Source organism: Flavobacterium sp. YO12 (genome assembly GCF_004119495.1).
Classification (GTDB): domain Bacteria; phylum Bacteroidota; class Bacteroidia; order Flavobacteriales; family Flavobacteriaceae; genus Flavobacterium.
Genome location: NZ_NRQU01000009.1, coordinates 26417 through 42831 on the forward strand (window position 1 = coordinate 26417; position 16415 = coordinate 42831).

Genomic DNA, 16415 nt, shown 5'->3' on the forward strand with positions numbered 1-16415 from the left:
TTTTCAAATCTTTATTTTCCAAATAGTCAGTACAAATCCCAGAGGGGTGACATATTTTAATAATTAAAGATCGCTCCACTGGGGCTTTTATAAAATTTCTATCAAAAAAGATTTTTCATGCTTAGAAAAAACGGGAACATTTATCTAATTCTTTCTCTCCTACTATTTAGTTTGTCTGCACATTCGCAGGTTTTGCGAAAAAGAACTACACTTCTTATGGGTGGTCGTTTTGATATCAGTATTGTTGCCAAAGATTCTCTAACTGCTGAAAAAAATATAACCGAAGTAATTGCTGAAATTACCCGAATTGAGAATTTAATCTCTGATTGGAAATCAACTTCGCAAGTTTCTGAAGTCAATCAAAATGCGGGAATAAAACCAATTAAAGTAGATCGGGAAGTTTTTGAACTAACACAAAGAGCAATCAAATTTTCTGAAATAACAAATGGCGGCTTTGACGTAAGTTTTGCTGCGATGGATAGAATCTGGAAATTTGACGGATCGATGACAGAAATGCCTTCGGCGGATGCCATAAAAAAATCTGTAGAAAAAGTAGGTTACAAAAACATTATTCTAGACAGTGTGCAATCGACTATTTTTCTAAAACTAAAGGGAATGAAAATTGGTTTTGGCGCTTTAGGCGAAGGCTATGCAACTGATAAATGCCGTACAATGATGCTTGAAAAAGGCATTAAAGCCGGGATTATAAACGGTTCTGGTGATATGAGTACTTGGGGAAAACAACCTAATGGAGAAGACTGGAAAATAGGTATTACAAATCCGTTTAAACCTGAAAAACTTTTGGCAGTTGTGCCTTTAAATCAAGGTGCTGTAACCACTTCTGGCAGTTATGAAAAGTTTGTTGTTTTTAACGGCAAACGATATTCTCATATTATAAATCCTGCGACTGGTTATCCTGTAACTGGATTATGCAGCGTTACAATCTTTGGCCCAAATGCAGAAACCGCAAATGGACTAAGCACTTCATTAATGGTATTAGGTCAAAAAGACGGTCTGCTCTTACTGCAAAAATTCCCAGAATACAGCTGCCTTATGATTACTGATAACGGAAAAGTGATCAAATCGAAGAACTTCAATATTAAACATTTCAAGGCAAAACTTTAATAATAGTCTCTAATTTTAAAGATTAAAATATTCGATTATTAATACTTTCTAAACTGTTTTCTCGTTTTATCTGTTTTATTTTACCACACAAAAAACAAGTAAAAAACTAACAACAAAGCACTTACAATTTACCCTAAGGCCTTTGTTTTCCCTGTTTTCCCAACATTAGAAATTCTAATTCTATTCTAATGATTTTCTAATGTAAATCTAATGATTTTCTAATTCGTTTATTTAGATTAAATTTAAATAAACTCATAAGTTTGCTGCACAATTTATTTACTACACGCAGTTATGAGGTTTATTTATTTTATCTTTTTAATGGTCACAATTACGGGATGGTCACAAACCGGTACTATTACAGGAAAAGTAACATTTGGCAAACATGAAACAGCTCTTGGAGCAACAGTATTGGTTTCTGGCACACAAAAATTCGCTATTGTTGACAATGAGGGTAAATTTCAAATCAAAGGTCTTCCTTTTAAAAAATACACTTTAGAAGTTTCTTCACTAGAAGCAAATACAAAAATGATCGAAGTTCATTTGAATCATTCTTCACATCAAATTGCTATTACATTAGAGAAAAAAAATGATACTAAACATTTAGAAGAAGTTGTAATCACAAAAAAGACGGCTAAAAAAGAGATTATAGATAAAGGTTTTTCTGTTAATGTAATCGAAACGCAAGAGGCAGCAAAAAGAAACATTCAAACAAATGATTTATTAGCGCAATCAGTTGGTGTTCGTGTTCGACAAAACGGAGGTTTAGGCTCAAGTGTAAATTATAACCTAAACGGAATGACAGGTAATTCAATCCGAATATTTATTGATGGTATTCCAATTTCAACCTACGGTTCATCGTTTAGTTTAAACAGTATTCCTCCAGCATTAATTGAGCGTATTGAAGTTTACAAAGGTGTTGTTCCTGCATATTTGGCCGATGATGCTTTAGGCGGTGCAATTAATGTAATACTAAAAAAAGGAGCTAAAAACACCCTAAACGCATCTATATCTTATGGTTCGTTTAATACGATTCAATCTAATTTTAACACTACTTATCGAGATAAAAATGGTTTTACTTTAAAAGGTTCCGGTTTTTATAATTACTCTGATAATGACTATGAAATTTGGGGGAAATTTGCCTACAACATTTTATCAAACGGACAAAAAACGCCTATTAAAGCAAAACGTTTTGAAGATGCTTATCGTTCTTACGGAGGTCGAATCGAAGCGGGTTTTACAAACGTTAATTGGGCAGATACGTTCTTGATAGGTTTTAATACTTCTGATGATTATAATGAAATTCAGCACGGACAGGCGATGTCAAGACCTTATAAAGGTCGATTTACCGAGTCTGATGCCAAGGTTATAAGCATTAATTACAGTAAGAAAGATTTTCTTGTAAAAGGACTTGAGTTTACAGTTAATTCTGTTTTCAGTCAAAGAAACGAAGTACTGAGCGATACAGTTAAATGGAATTACAACTGGTTTAATGAAAAAACATTGGGGCTTCGCGGTGAACCTATTTTATCACCTTACGGAGCACAACAAGGTGCACCTACTATTTTGCATATCAACAGTAAAATTTTTAGTACCAGAGGTGGTTTAAATTATTCACTGAATGAGAATCATAAGTTTGTATTCAGTAGTATGCTTTACTCTTTTGAGCGAGACGATTATGACGAAATGAAATCTGAACTGGAAAGGAGTTTTCAGCAAAAACGAGACCTTGAAAAAAGCGTTTTATCATTGGCTTACGAACTAGAAGCGTTTAATTCTCGATTAAGAACAAGCTTATTTGGAAAAAGATACAATCAAAAAACAGAACAAAGAACACCAGTAATAGTTAATACTGGAGAGCAGACCACTATTCAAGAAAAATTAGAAAAGAACAATACCACTTTTTACGGTTACGGATTAGCTTCATCTTATTTTATTCTCCCAAAAATGATGTTTAATTTATCTGCAGAAAGAGCAATAAGACTTCCTTCAGAAGGTGAAATCTTTGGTAATCCTAGTGAAAATCAAACACCAAATAGTGGATTAAGACCAGAACAAAGTGATAACTTAAATATAGGCTTACGATTTGGGCCGTATAAAATTAACAATCATAAATTTAGTTTTAACGGTTCTGGGTTTTGGAGAAATTCTAAAGATAAAATTATACTTGCATTTAGTAATCGTGTAAATGAAGCCTTGCAGACATCTCCATTTGTAAATTTAGGAACAGCGCAATCATTGGGGTATGAATTTTCGGCTGAATACTCTAATAATAACAGATTGTTTGTATCGATGAATATGTCGAAATTTAATTCACTGTATAAAACGAAATACGATGAGAAAGGACTGTTGTTAGAATACTACAATCAGCAATTACCAAATGAGCCGTATTTCACTGTAAATGGTAATATTCAGTATAATTTTAAAGACATCCTGCAAAAAAATTCAGAATTAAATCTCTATTACAATGCAGGCTATGTAGGTGCATTTTATACAACATGGCAAGAAAGTGAAAACGATCAGACACCAAATCAATTTCCGCAGGATTTAGGGATAACTTATACATTCCCAAACAAGAAATTTATAGCAAGTTTTGATGTCAAGAACATTACAAATGTTCAGGTCTACGACAACTTTGCTGTTCAAAAACCTGGAAGAGGTTTCTACTTAAAATTAAATTACACTCTCAATAAATTTTAGTAAATAATTAATTTTTTAATACACATAGATATGAAAAAAAGTACATTTAAACTACTTGCATGTGGATTGGTTTTAACCACATTTGCCCTTACTACAAGCTGCAGCAGTGATGATAATAAAGAGGAACCATCTGTATTGCCTCCAGTTACTGAAAACCGATGGATCACGGTTGCAGGAGCTTTAATGCAAACGAATCCTGGAGATGGAAACGGTGGTACAAGAGTTTTTTCTGTTAGCAAAGAAGATGCTAAAAACCCAAACATTTCTATTAATGCTTTTGATAATGGTGAGCCTGTACAATCAACAAGAACAGCTCGTTTACAATCGTCTGTAGATGGAAGCACACTATTTAATATTACCTATACTGGTGCTAATGGTGGTGAATTCATGACTTACAAAGTTAATGGAGGAAAAAGCTTTACACAATCAGGAACAACAGTAAATATCTCTCAATATGCAGGAACATCTCCTAGATGGGTAAAACTTTTTGACGGCGATAAAACTGGTGTAGCAGTAAACGTAACTACTCCTACAGTTGTTACACAAACAGATGGAAAAACATATAAATATACAAGAGGTTCTGCAACCGTTTTAAGCCTTGATTTACAAAAGTTCTTAATTTCTGATTACAGACAATATGAAATTGCATTAACTGCAGCTGAAGAAGCTTTAGGTCACCATATTTTCCGTTTAGATGCACCAACATTAAACAAAGCAGGAAACAAATTAATCATTGGAACTTGGATGCGTAAAACGAATCCTTCTACAGGATTGATCGAAAGTGATTTTGAGCGTTTAGGATCTAAATCTGTTGTTGTTGACTATCCTTCATTACAAAACCCTAAAGTAATTACTTCGACAGTTGGTTTTGGAGATACAAGCGGATACAGAAGTTTCAACAGTTTTGTAGCAAATGATGGAAACATCTATCAAGCAACTCAAAGAGATACTAAAAAAGGTTCTTATATTTTAAAAATCAACCAAAGCAATGAATACGATAACTCTTATGTTTTCAGTTTAGATACTGCCCTTGGAGTTAAAGGTTCTTATATTGATGCATGGAGATATGTAGGAAACGGAATTGCTTACGCAGTTTATACTTACGAAGGTACGAACCAAGGTTATGTAGCAAGAATTGATCTTAATGCAAAAACAGCTAAACTAGTTGAAGGTATTGCTTATGATACAGCTTTAGATTTTGGTCAATACCAAGGTTTTGTAGTTGACGGAAACGATTTATACATTGCAGTTACACCAGTTGGTAAAGATGGAAACATTTACATTATCAATGCTGCAACTGGCGCTGTTACCAAAGGTGCTAAATTGGTTAACAAACCAGGAAACCACTACATTGGTGTTTTCTAAGAACGATAACTTGAGTTATAGCGATAATTCTTGATTTTTTTTTAAATGGTAAATATTCCGCTCCTATTTTGGGGCGGAATATTTTTTTATACAAGAATTTGATTTGAATATTTTTGCTTGAAGAAGATAACATTAATTCATTACTTTTACTTTAAGACGTTAAAATCTAGACATGAAAAAACCAATTCTTCACATAGTGCTCATTTTTGTTTTTTGCAGCTGTCAAAACAAAAATGAGAAAACCAGCATCGCTTCTGAGCAAATTAAAGATATCAATGAAATTGTAGAAGCAATTATAATTCAGGATAGTTTAGATGTTTTTTCCAAAAGTGAAGATTCTATAATGTTTTGCAGTGAACTTAGAAAGCTTAACATATCGATTCCTCACAAAAAAAACAGCAAAGATTTTATAGCACTCCCTCCCCTTTCTGGCGGTATATATATTACTCAATTAATACCTAGTAAAATAAAAGGGCAAACTTTTTTCTCATCTAAAGATTCTTTGTATCTGTTAGAACAAAATTCAAATCCAGATAAACTAAAAATTGGAAAATCTATTGTTGAAAAATTAAATACAACTACAATTGAAAAAACCAAAATTAGACGTAAAAACAGGCAACGATCAAGATTTTATGAAATGACAATACCTATTTTCTCTTCTGACAAACAAAATGCATATGTCGAATTAGATTACGAATGTGGTGGTTTATGCGGAAGTGGACAAGCCATATATTTGAAAAAAATAAACGGAAAATGGAAAATAATTGTACAATGGCAAAATTGGATAAGTTAGTTCAAAAAATTTTCGCTGAATAACTTGCAGGAACTAGCTTTAAAAGAATCCAAATTGGCTTGATAACTATTATCAACTACAACCAATTTTCCACCGCCAGTAACTTCAAAATTGATTAAATCTGTCGCATTTAGAAATAAGTTTCCAGCTGCGTCAACTGTAGAAACAGTTACATAAACTAAATCGTAATTATCATTTTTGATTATTGTTTTGTCTGTTTTTAAATCAATTCTAGAAGTTTCTCCATCTGTATGAATTTCTTTTTCTAAAACTACTTTTCCATTCTTTCTTGAAACTGATTTTTACAAAAACAATTAAGCAGAATCCTTACTTCTGATTTTAGAAATAGAAACTAAAATCAAGGACAAAATCACAAAAGCAATTAGAACCAATAATCCGTTTACAAGCGCAGTTTTAAAACCTAGTTTCGTAACATCTATAAAAGGATAAGGATAAAAACTAGATAAAAAGCCATGAAATATTGTGTAAATCATATACAAGATTGGATATAACAGCCAATACAGAATAACTCTAAAGGAGATTTTTTCGGGACTTATAAAAAACAGCCAATAAAAGAAAAATAAAACAGGAACAACCGTATGAAATATTTCACTCACGATAAGGTGATGTCCTTTTAAATCAGCAATTGAACGAAGAAGCAAATTAAAAACGATTCCTACAATCAAAATATAAACGGTAATCGCAGTGATGGTTGTACATTTTCTAAAAAAAGCATTTGCTATACTTTTTCCGCCAAATAATAGTATTGCTGTACAAAGAAAAACGATGGTATTTGTGGTAATTGTAAAAAAGCTAAAAAAGCGAACTGCGGCGCTAAAAAAGGTAAAATCAGATCCATTTAATAATAAATAAAACTGTGTTGGTAAAGCGTACAACTCCAGGGCAAAAATAATACCCAGCAAAATTTCCCCTTTAATTCTTGTGGTATTTTCTTTTTCCATATTTCATGTAAGTCAGTTTACTAAAATAAAAAAAATCCGCTTCGAAATTTTGAAAGCGGATTTTTTTATGTTTTGCTCCTCTGGAGCTTATTCTATATACACCATATTTTCTCTACACCTATTATCGCTCTTCCAGCGCTTAAAAAAATTATTGCTCGTCTTTTTCTTTAGAACAAGCTCCAGCGGAGCTTACTATTTATAGAAAACAATATAAAATTAATTAACCTTTATCTGAATTGACGAAACTGAAATTCCATTGCCAGTCAAAGCCTTCAACTGAATATTCTCTTTTTTCCCATTCGATTGAATAATCGCAATACATTTTCCATTAAACAATTTACAAGAATTCGCTTTAAATGAATCTAAATTGGCTTGATAACCATTATCAACTCCAACCAATTTTCCGCCGCCTGTAACTTCAAAATTGATTAAATCCATGGCATCGGATACTAAATTCCCCTCTTTATCCGTCATAGAAACAGTTACATAAACCAAATCGTAAGTATCATTTTTAACCGTCGTTTTATCTGCTTGCAAGTCAATTTTAGAAGCTTCTCCGGCTGTGTGGATTTCTTTTTCTAAAACTGCTTTTCCATTCTTTCTTGAAATTGCTTTTAAAATTCCTGGTTCGAACTTGACTTTCCATGAAATATGCAAATCATCGTTTTGTTTTGATTTTTTTCCGAGGGATTTTCCGTTTAAGAATAATTCCACTTCATCAGCATTATTGTAATATGCCCAAACTTCAACTTCTTGATCTTTTTTCCAATTCCAATGTGGAAAAATATGCAAAACGTCTTTGTTCGACCATTCACTTTGATACATATAATACACATCTTTTGGAAGTCCAGCTAAATCTACAATTCCGAAATACGAACTTCTCGCTGGAAATGGATACGGATCAGGTTCTCCGATATAATCAAATCCAGTCCAAATAAAAGTTCCCGCCATGAAATCTTGTTTCTTGATCGTTTTCCAGTTTTCTTCGTGCGTTGCTCCCCAATACGATTTCACCTGATCGTAAGCCGAAACCGTCCAATCAGCATTTCCGTCAAACGGCGCACCGTGTTTTGTCGGCCACGCTTTAATTCCATCAGGAAAATCATAATGTCCGCGTGTTTCTAAAGCCGAAACACTTTCAGAAGCCAATATTTTTTGTCCTTTAAAACGAGTTGGAAAATCTTTATAATCTTCATGTTTGTAATTAAATCCTAAAATATCTAAAGCTCCAGATTGGTAAATAAAATTCTTTTCAATTATATTTTCGGTCAAAGCCGAAGTTACGGGACGAGTCGTATCTAATGATTTTACAATTTTAGCTAGTTCTCTGGTAATTGCAATTCCAGTTGAATCAAACTGTTCTCTAATTTCGTTACCAATACTCCACATCATAACCGATGGATAATTGCGGTCTCTCTTGATAAAATCTTCTAAATCCTGTTTGTGCCAAGCATCCCAATCTTTATGGTAATCGTTGGTTACTTTTTTCTTTTTCCAAACGTCAAAGGCTTCGTCCTGAACAATAAAACCCATTTCATCACACAATTGCATCATTTCCAAAGAATGTGGATTATGAGACATTCTGATTGCATTTGCACCCATTTCCTTCATTATAGTCAGTTTTCTTCTAACGGCATGGATATTCTCTACAGCGCCCAAAGCACCATTATCATGATGCAGACAAACTCCGTATATTTTCGTTGGAACACCATTTAATGAAAATCCTTTCTCTGAATCAAAATTAAAATAACGGAATCCTAGCGGTGTTTCGTAATTGTCGACAAGTTTAGATTTCTCATAAACTTTAGTAATCACTTTATACAAATATGGATTTTCTGTACTCCACAATTTCGGTTGCTTTAAAACCAAATTATGAACCTTTTTTTCTGATGTTTTAGCACCAATTTTTTCTGTTGAAGTAAAATTAGCAACTTCTTTATTCTCAGCATTTATAATCGAAGTAACCAATTTAAATTCTTTTGCAGAAGTGTTATCATTATCAATTGTTACTTCTAAATGTATTGTTGATTTTTCTGCTGAAACTTCAGGAGTCGTTACATAAGTTCCCCACTTCCCTACATGCAGTTTTTCGCTCGCAACCAATCTTACATTTCTATAAATTCCCGAACCTGTATACCATCTAGAATTTGGCTGCGCGTCATTATCAACTTTTACGGCAATTATATTCTCTTTTCCAAAATTCAAATATTGAGTCAAATCATAACCAAAAGAAATATATCCGTTCGGACGTATTCCTAAAGATTTTCCATTTATGAAAACTTCACTGTTTTTAAAAACACCATCAAATTCAATCGAAATCGTTTTGTTTTTCCAATTATTAGAAACGGTAAAAACCTTGCGATACGAGCCTTTTCCCGCAGGTAGAAATCCCTGTGCTTGTTTTGTTTTACTGTTTTTATCAAAAGCACCTTCGATGCTCCAGTCGTGCGGTAATTGAAGTGTTCGCCAATCTTTAGAATTAAAATCAGCTTGAATTGCTGTTGGATAATCTCCTAATTTGAAGTTCCAATTTTTATTAAAATCTTCGACAATTCTAGCTGGCTTCTGTGCAAAAATTGATACCGAAAACAATAAGGCAACTGTAATTTTTTGAAATATGTTTTTATGTTTAATCATAAATATGTTTTTTTATTCTAATCTAATAACTTCTCTGTCATTTCGACCGAAGGGAGAAATCACACACGGCATTCCGCAATGTAAATCGCCAATCTTTGTCGAGTTTCTAGTGTGATTTCTCCCTTCGGTCGAAATGACAAACTAGACTTGGTATCAACTTTGCACGGGCTTCGACTTCGCTCAGCCTGACAAAACTAATTTTACGGTACAGAGAAAAACCTTTGTCTCTTTGCATCTCTGTAACTTTGAACCTCAAAAAAAATTATTGAAACTCAAAATTATCTAACATTAATCCTTTCAAATCATCACCTTCCAACGTTATTTTATATGTTCCAGCGTTAATATAACCACCCGAAGTTGTGTTTAAAATTTTCCATTTTTCAGGCGATGGAAAAAACTCAATTGTATCATTTCGCATTAAAATTCCGTAAGCATCTTCCATTTTGAATTTGACTTTTAACGGAGTTTCATTTCTATTCATAAAACGGAAACGCATTAAATAAATTCCGGCAACACCCGGTTTTACTTCAAACTCAATGCTGTTGTTTGTCTTTTTTGTGAATTCAATATAATCAGCTTTTTTGAAATTTCCTTTTTCGATTCCGTCTCCCGTTGTTTTCGTTTTTTCAGCTTCAATAATTACAACTGGTCTTGAATCGTCTTTTTCGCCCATATCATAAATTGGAACAACGGCAATTGAAGATATTGCTTCCGCATTATCAAAAACGACTTTTTCTCCTTTCTTTACTTTTTTAGTGAAAACGTCAAATGAAATTCCGTTGCTGTTTTTCGCTTTTTCTTCATTTTTTTTATAATCAAAAAGCCAATTTAATGTCTTAGTGATTTTACTGTCAATTAGAACATAAACAGTCGATTCTTCTTTCGCTGTAAATGAACCTAAAACTTTTGTACTACTAGAAAACTGTAAATAATCTGCTCCAAAAACTTCCGAAGGCAATTCTGTAAAAATCACTTCTGAGTTTGTGAATTGCTTCGAATTAATATCTAACCAAGAAGCAATTTTAAAATCTTTAGAATCTAAACTTACATTCTGAATATTTTTTAGTGATTCATTTGCTGGTTTTACATTTTTATCTTTTGTTGCAATCGCAATTGCAGAAATAATTGCCTGCGAAGCTTTTACATTAGGAAACGAAATCACTATTTTTCCGTTTATACTTTTTACAACAAAAGTTTTCTTTAATACATTGTCATGTCCTGCTTCTGCCCAAATATCAAAATCTTTTAAAACAACATTGTTGTTAATAGAAACATCAAACAAACGCCATCCTTTGCAGTCCATTCCTCCTCCTGTTCCGTACCAAGGTTCTGTGAAATACAATTCTACCAAATATTCTCCGTCTGGTGCAGGAAATTCATAACTCAGTTTATCAACACCATATCTAAAACTTTGAAATAACGCTGAATCTTTTGTTCCGTTAACTGGATCAAAAGTTGTTCTTTGACTTGCGAAAAAATCAGGAAGCTTTTCAAAATTATCTGTCCAAGATAATGATCCCCAGGTATTTTTTCCGTTTTTGTGCGTATCAGAAAGCCAAATATTTCCTGATGAATCTGTCAATTCAGAACCTCCGCAATTTACTCTGTAAATATAATTATAACCGCTTTTCGCTTTTATAACATCTGCTTTATTGGTTATTAAAGCCTCAAAATTTGGTGCTTTTGGAAAATTATTCAAAACAATATAATCTTTAGCAACTGCTTTTCCGTTAACATATCCAACTGCATACAAAACATTGTATTGAACATTAACATTGTTAAACTGAAAATGCTGTCCGATTCCAGGATTTTTTAGCTTCCCTAAAGAAGATTTATTCACATCGTTGAACAATTCTACTTCTTCACAATTCGAATAAATATCAATTCCATTTTTGATTCCCGATTTTTCCCAACGACTTGGCCAAGTATGCGAAACGATATAAACCATCGGATTGGTTTTGTTCGAAACATAATTCGCACGATACATATAGAAAGCATCCAGAGGTTCTCCCCAAATTGTAAAAAGTCCTTTATAATTTACGGGCCCGACTTTATCAATATCCCTAAAACCTTCTCCATTTTGCACGCGCCCCGGATTTTCGTGCGAAGCAAAAAGCCAGTTGAATTGTCCAGCAATTTTATCTTTCACCGATTCGGCTTCGCGAACTTTGATTTCCATTAATTGAGAAAAACGGTTTTCACTTAAAGTTCCCTTTTGATCAAACTCGCCTTCAGTATGTAAATCAGCTGAACGCCATGCGCCGTATTCTCCGTTTAGTAACTGAGTCGTCATTTCTAAATGATACTTTAATGGATCTCCGCCATACGTTCCCGACCAGTTTTGAACTACATTCCAATCTGTTCCTTCTCCACCGTTACAAGTTGTTACGATTCTTTGCGATGCTGATAACGGATCCATTTCGCGGATAATCTGTGTGCATTCTTCTGCAAATTCTTTTGGAATAGTACTTTCATTCTGCAATCCCCACATTACTACAGACGGGCTGTTTCTGCGTTCTTTAATCCATTCTCGCAACAAGCTTTTAAAGTTTTCTTTAAACTCAGGCGTATCGTACCAAATATGTGCAGAAAACTGACTCCAAAACAAGATTCCGTTTTCGTCTAATTCTTTTTGGTATAATAAATTATGAGGCTGATGCGCTTCTCTAAAAGCATTAAATCCTGCTGCTTTGATTTGCTCAATTCTGGAATGAATCATTTCATCTGAAAACGAATGACTGTTTCCAACTAAATGTTCGTATTCACAAGTTCCGTTGATGAATACAGGTTCATCATTGATAAAAAAGCGGTTGTCTTTTCCGTCTCGGCTAACTGGCCAGCTCACCCAACGGATTCCATAAGGCGTTGTTAATTGGTCGATTATTTTTCCATTTTCATAAACTGAAGTCATCAATTTATACAAGTACGGATTGGATGGCGACCATAATTTCGGATTCTGAATCTCAGGAAGTGTAAGTACTATTTCCTTTGTTTCTCCTGAACTGTTTTTAATATTCGTTTTTTGGGTTGCAACTTTCTTTCCTGAAGCATCAAAAAGGATATTTTCAATCGTTACATTTCGATCTGAAGTGCCGTAATTCTTGATTTCTGTAGTGGTATGAAGAATCGCTTTTTGTTTAGAAACCGATTTATCATTCCAAATATGAACTCCAAACGGCTGAATTCTAACATCGTTTGTAATTACCAAAGAAACGGGTCTGAAAATTCCCATTGGCTGAGAACCTTCTGAAAATCCCCATTCGCCAGAACAGCCTCCGCATACCCAAGGAAGATCTGCTATAAAAGATGGATGCGCTGCTTTTACTAAAATCGTATTTTCCTTATCAAAAGAAACTGCTTTTGAAATATCTATTGTAAAAGTAGTTCGTCCGCCTTTATGTTCACCTACTTTTTTGCCGTTTACCCAAACAGTTGCGTACGAACTAACACCTTCAAAATAGAGGAAATGCTGTTTTGAACTGTCTTTTTTATCAAGCTTTAAAGTCTTTTTATACCAAGCTGTACCATGCAAATTCCCATGTTTTGTTCTTCTAAAACCATAATACTGATCCCAGTTGTGAGGAACATTTACATTTAACCATTGATCTGATTTTGGATTCTCCACAAAAGATTTCTCGTCTTGCGGATTATCCAAAATAATGGTTTCCCAAGATGAGTTCAGCGAAACTTCCTTTCGAACTTTCGCCGAACCTTTTGTGCTCTGACTCCAAACAAAGCATAAACTTGAAAAAAAACAAAAAATAAAAAAAACTACTCTGTTCATATTTTTTTATTGAACCATATAAGTAATATAAGGCTGTTAAAATTGTTCTACATTCTCTACTTTTTGTCATTTCGACGTAAGGAGAAATCTTCGCAAGTAACTCCGCATAGAAATGTCGCCAATCTTTGTGGAGTTACTTGCGAAGATCCCTCGTTCCTCGGGATGACAAGATTGTGTTTATTCCTTGTTGTTCGCGTGAGGGATGGCAGTGGAGCTCTTTTTTAGGGCATTTTTGCTCCGCCTATTCGCTAACGCTCGGGTCTTGCCTTAAAAAAAGCGGGAACGTACAGCCCGACCCGGAGGGACACGCCCAAATTATTCTTAATAAAACAACCAGTCGATCGCCGCTTTTTCTCCTGCATCGATATATCCAACATCACGTGGCGTTACCGTTTGATCTGCGTCGATGAAACCTAAAATCAATACTTTTCCTTTTCCTAAATCTAATTTATTCTCGCCCGGCTGGAAAGTATAGGTATGAATGTTTACACGTGGTAATTCTTTTAAATTTATCGCACTTGCTAAAATCACTTCGGCTTGACCGTGAGCGTTTCCTGCTGCATCTGTTTCTAAACTTGGCGGTAACAAAAACCTCTTTTGATCTGAATTGAAATATCCAACCACTAATTTAACCGCTTTTGTGTTTCTAAACTTCAAATGTGTTCCTTTTTCATTTTGATCGTTTTCTACGAATGAGAATCCTCTTAGGTTTTGAAGTTCAGGAGCAACTTTGGTTAACTCAGAAATATCTGTTCCGTACACTTTTGTTCCTTTTTTCACTAAATAAGTTCCTGGTTTTTCATCAATGAAACTTACTTCTGCCGTTTTCCAAGGTTTTCCTTCTTTCGTCTCAATTTTACCATCTTTAGAAGATTTTAGTTTTTCTAAATTTCTTTTAAAATTGGCTAATTCACGCTCATAATGTGGTAATAATTCAGCCCAAGTTTTATTATTTCCGTCGTCTCCTCCAATTGGAATTCTACGTTGAGCTGTCTGCATACTGTTGGCATAATAGTACGTATCTTTCGTTAAGTTTACCAATAATTCGTAGTGCTCGATGCTTTTCTCTAAATGAGGCATAGCTTTATCTAAATCAGTAATGTCATTTGAATAACTGTATCTTAAAACCAATAAAGCAGCTTTTACTTTCTCTGAGAAGAAATCTGCAAACGCTTTATAAGCATGCATATCATTTTTAAGACGCGCAAATTCTTCTTTGTCTTTGGTTACGCTTGCTTCAGCTTTGTCAATCGCTTCAACGGCTAATCTTCCGTGTTCTGTAATTTCGGCAATAATCTGTGTTGGAAGCTCACCAGAATGCGGTTCATTATTCCATTCTTTTTTAGCATATTCTAAAAGCAATTCGCCCGCTGGTCCGCAAGATTCGTGGAATCCCGGATATACTCTCCATTTCGACGGATTGACCAATTGACTTTCGAACATTCCTAACAATAAGGTTTGACGGTTTCCTTCGGTGATTCCGAAACGTCTTAAGGTTTTTGGAGCAATTTCTCCTGTTTCTTCGTAAGCTCTTAAAATGTTATTTGCTGCTTCTTGAGAAGTTCCGAATTTCGCAGCTAAATCTTTATCCCAATATTTCACTTCTTCGTTACGGTCTCTTTTGCTGTCCCAAGCGTATCTTGCCCAAGCTTTGTACCAAATCCAATCACGATCCATTTCTAATAAACGTTCTCCTGATTTTGTTTTATCTGCCGAATACGGCCAATCCCAATACGAAGCTTGCGGATATAAATGCAGTGCATTTGCACCGTGAACACTGTGCATCGCTTTTACGGTTTTCTGGATAAAATCTGGTGAACCGTATCTAAAAGGTTCTAAGTTTGCCAAAATATGAACGTTTTCAATATGAATTGATTTAAGGGCACTCAATTGTTTGTGCGTTTCTCCCCAAGGACCACCCGGCGTGTAAGTCGTTAAAGATTCTCCTGTATATTTACTTTCTGTATATAAGTTTTTATATAATGGAAGTGATTTTTCCATTACCAAAGGTCCGTCTGTATCGTGAGAACGCAAAATAATTGGCGGTTCTTCTGTTTTTCCTAATGCTTGTAAACCATCGCGAACGCCTGGAATAATCGTTTTGGTAAACCATTCTACGTCATCATCAACTGTATTTATGGCTTCTCCCAAACAAACCATTAATCCTACGTTTGGATATTTTTCAATAAAAGCTGCAATTGATTTTCTTGTATAATCTGACAATAACGGTGTAATCGGTCTTGAACGATCTTGTGTTTTAATATTATAATGTTCTGCAAAAGGTTTGGAAACAAGAATGTTATAAAACATTTGAATTACCCAGATTCCACGCTTGTTTGCTTCAACCGTAAGGAATTTATAAATTTCTTCGTTCTTTTTAAAGTCTTCATCACTTACTTCAACTGCAAACGGATAGTCCTTTAATTTTACTAAAGAAGCAAACGGATGTCCGTTCCATAAATACAAAGAATTCATGCGGTTTTCTACCAGCATATCCAAGTATTTTACCCATAAAGCTTTATCATAAAACCAAGGAAAAGTTTCTGGTGTATACGGATATTCGTAAACATCACGTCCCGGAAGGTAAACAGGTTTCTGCATTCCGATACAAGCTCCACGCAAAACCATTTCTGGACAATCTTCAACATTAATTTCTGATGGAAGCTGACCTGAATTTTTAATACGATCTGCTAATTCTAATGCCCCGTACAAAGTTCCTGAAGCATCTGTTCCTTCAATATAAATTACATTATTTTGAGTACGAATCTGAAAACCTTCTTTCTTCGTCAATTTACTATCGTCGATTTTGGCGCTTTTAGCATTTTGTTTCCAAAAATCAGTTCCTTTTTCACCAATGACAATTACTTTATCTTTTGATTTTTTGAATTTTTCAGCAGAAGCAACTTTGAAACCTTTTGCAGAAAGGGTTCCTGATAATTTCTCTGCTCCAAATTTTGCTCTTGGCGAACTGGCATCACTAACAATAGTGATATTTTGTGCTGTCGCGAAAGAGACATAAAAACATAAAAAAAGTAATTGTAAATATTTCATG

Annotated in this window: 9 protein-coding genes; 4 read left to right on the forward strand and 5 right to left on the reverse strand. The window is 34.2% G+C overall.

Annotated elements, in window-relative coordinates:
• The first annotated feature begins 117 nt into the window (after positions 1–117).
• The 4 genes from BOW55_RS04515 to BOW55_RS04530 all read left to right on the forward strand — a co-directional run bounded on the left by BOW55_RS04515 (position 118) and on the right by BOW55_RS04530 (position 5980).
• A complete protein-coding gene (locus tag BOW55_RS04515; RefSeq protein ID WP_129023153.1) occupies positions 118–1125 on the forward strand; it encodes an FAD:protein FMN transferase in 1008 nt (335 codons plus the stop codon).
• A 318-nt stretch (positions 1126–1443) separates the two neighbouring features.
• Complete coding sequence (locus BOW55_RS04520; RefSeq protein WP_129023154.1) at positions 1444–3822, forward strand: TonB-dependent receptor plug domain-containing protein; 2379 nt, start codon at positions 1444–1446, stop codon at positions 3820–3822.
• A 30-nt stretch (positions 3823–3852) separates the two neighbouring features.
• Positions 3853–5187 (forward strand): hypothetical protein, encoded by a 1335-nt coding sequence (locus BOW55_RS04525; protein WP_129023155.1) that lies wholly within the window; start codon positions 3853–3855, stop codon positions 5185–5187.
• A gap of 172 nt (positions 5188–5359) precedes the next feature.
• Positions 5360–5980, forward strand: coding sequence for a hypothetical protein (locus BOW55_RS04530; RefSeq protein ID WP_129023156.1), 621 nt, complete (start codon positions 5360–5362; stop codon positions 5978–5980).
• On the opposite strand, the gene BOW55_RS04535 is transcribed toward BOW55_RS04530, so the two are convergent.
• The 5 genes from BOW55_RS04535 to BOW55_RS04555 form a co-directional block, all read right to left on the reverse strand.
• Positions 5977–6237 carry a hypothetical protein gene (locus tag BOW55_RS04535; protein WP_164975000.1) on the reverse strand — a complete coding sequence of 87 codons (261 nt, stop codon included), beginning with the start codon at positions 6235–6237 and terminating at the stop codon, positions 5977–5979. The genes BOW55_RS04530 and BOW55_RS04535 overlap by 4 nt on opposite strands.
• Positions 6238–6294: 57 nt before the next feature.
• The gene (locus BOW55_RS04540) at positions 6295–6942 is read right to left on the reverse strand and encodes a Pr6Pr family membrane protein (RefSeq protein WP_129023157.1); all 648 of its coding nucleotides are present in this window, start codon (positions 6940–6942) and stop codon (positions 6295–6297) included.
• A gap of 216 nt (positions 6943–7158) precedes the next feature.
• Positions 7159–9579, reverse strand: a complete 2421-nt coding sequence (locus BOW55_RS04545) for a sugar-binding domain-containing protein (RefSeq protein ID WP_129023158.1) — start codon at positions 9577–9579, stop codon at positions 7159–7161.
• A 262-nt stretch (positions 9580–9841) separates the two neighbouring features.
• A complete protein-coding gene (locus BOW55_RS04550; RefSeq protein WP_129023159.1) occupies positions 9842–13363 on the reverse strand; it encodes a malectin domain-containing carbohydrate-binding protein in 3522 nt (1173 codons plus the stop codon).
• A 321-nt stretch (positions 13364–13684) separates the two neighbouring features.
• Positions 13685–16414, reverse strand: coding sequence for a glycoside hydrolase family 20 zincin-like fold domain-containing protein (locus BOW55_RS04555; RefSeq protein WP_129023160.1), 2730 nt, complete (start codon positions 16412–16414; stop codon positions 13685–13687).
• Position 16415 lies beyond the last annotated feature (1 nt).

Bases quoted from the DNA above. Each gene is read 5' to 3' on its own strand.
- BOW55_RS04515 (WP_129023153.1), top strand. From the start codon at position 118: ATGCTTAGAAAAAACGGGAACATTTATCTAATTCTTTCTCTCCTACTA.
- BOW55_RS04520 (WP_129023154.1), top strand. From the start codon at position 1,444: ATGGTCACAATTACGGGATGGTCACAAACCGGTACTATTACAGGAAAA.
- BOW55_RS04525 (WP_129023155.1), top strand. From the start codon at position 3,853: ATGAAAAAAAGTACATTTAAACTACTTGCATGTGGATTGGTTTTAACC.
- BOW55_RS04530 (WP_129023156.1), top strand. From the start codon at position 5,360: ATGAAAAAACCAATTCTTCACATAGTGCTCATTTTTGTTTTTTGCAGC.
- BOW55_RS04540 (WP_129023157.1), bottom strand. From the start codon at position 6,942: ATGGAAAAAGAAAATACCACAAGAATTAAAGGGGAAATTTTGCTGGGT.
- BOW55_RS04545 (WP_129023158.1), bottom strand. From the start codon at position 9,579: ATGATTAAACATAAAAACATATTTCAAAAAATTACAGTTGCCTTATTG.
- BOW55_RS04550 (WP_129023159.1), bottom strand. From the start codon at position 13,363: ATGAACAGAGTAGTTTTTTTTATTTTTTGTTTTTTTTCAAGTTTATGC.
- BOW55_RS04555 (WP_129023160.1), bottom strand. From the start codon at position 16,414: ATGAAATATTTACAATTACTTTTTTTATGTTTTTATGTCTCTTTCGCG.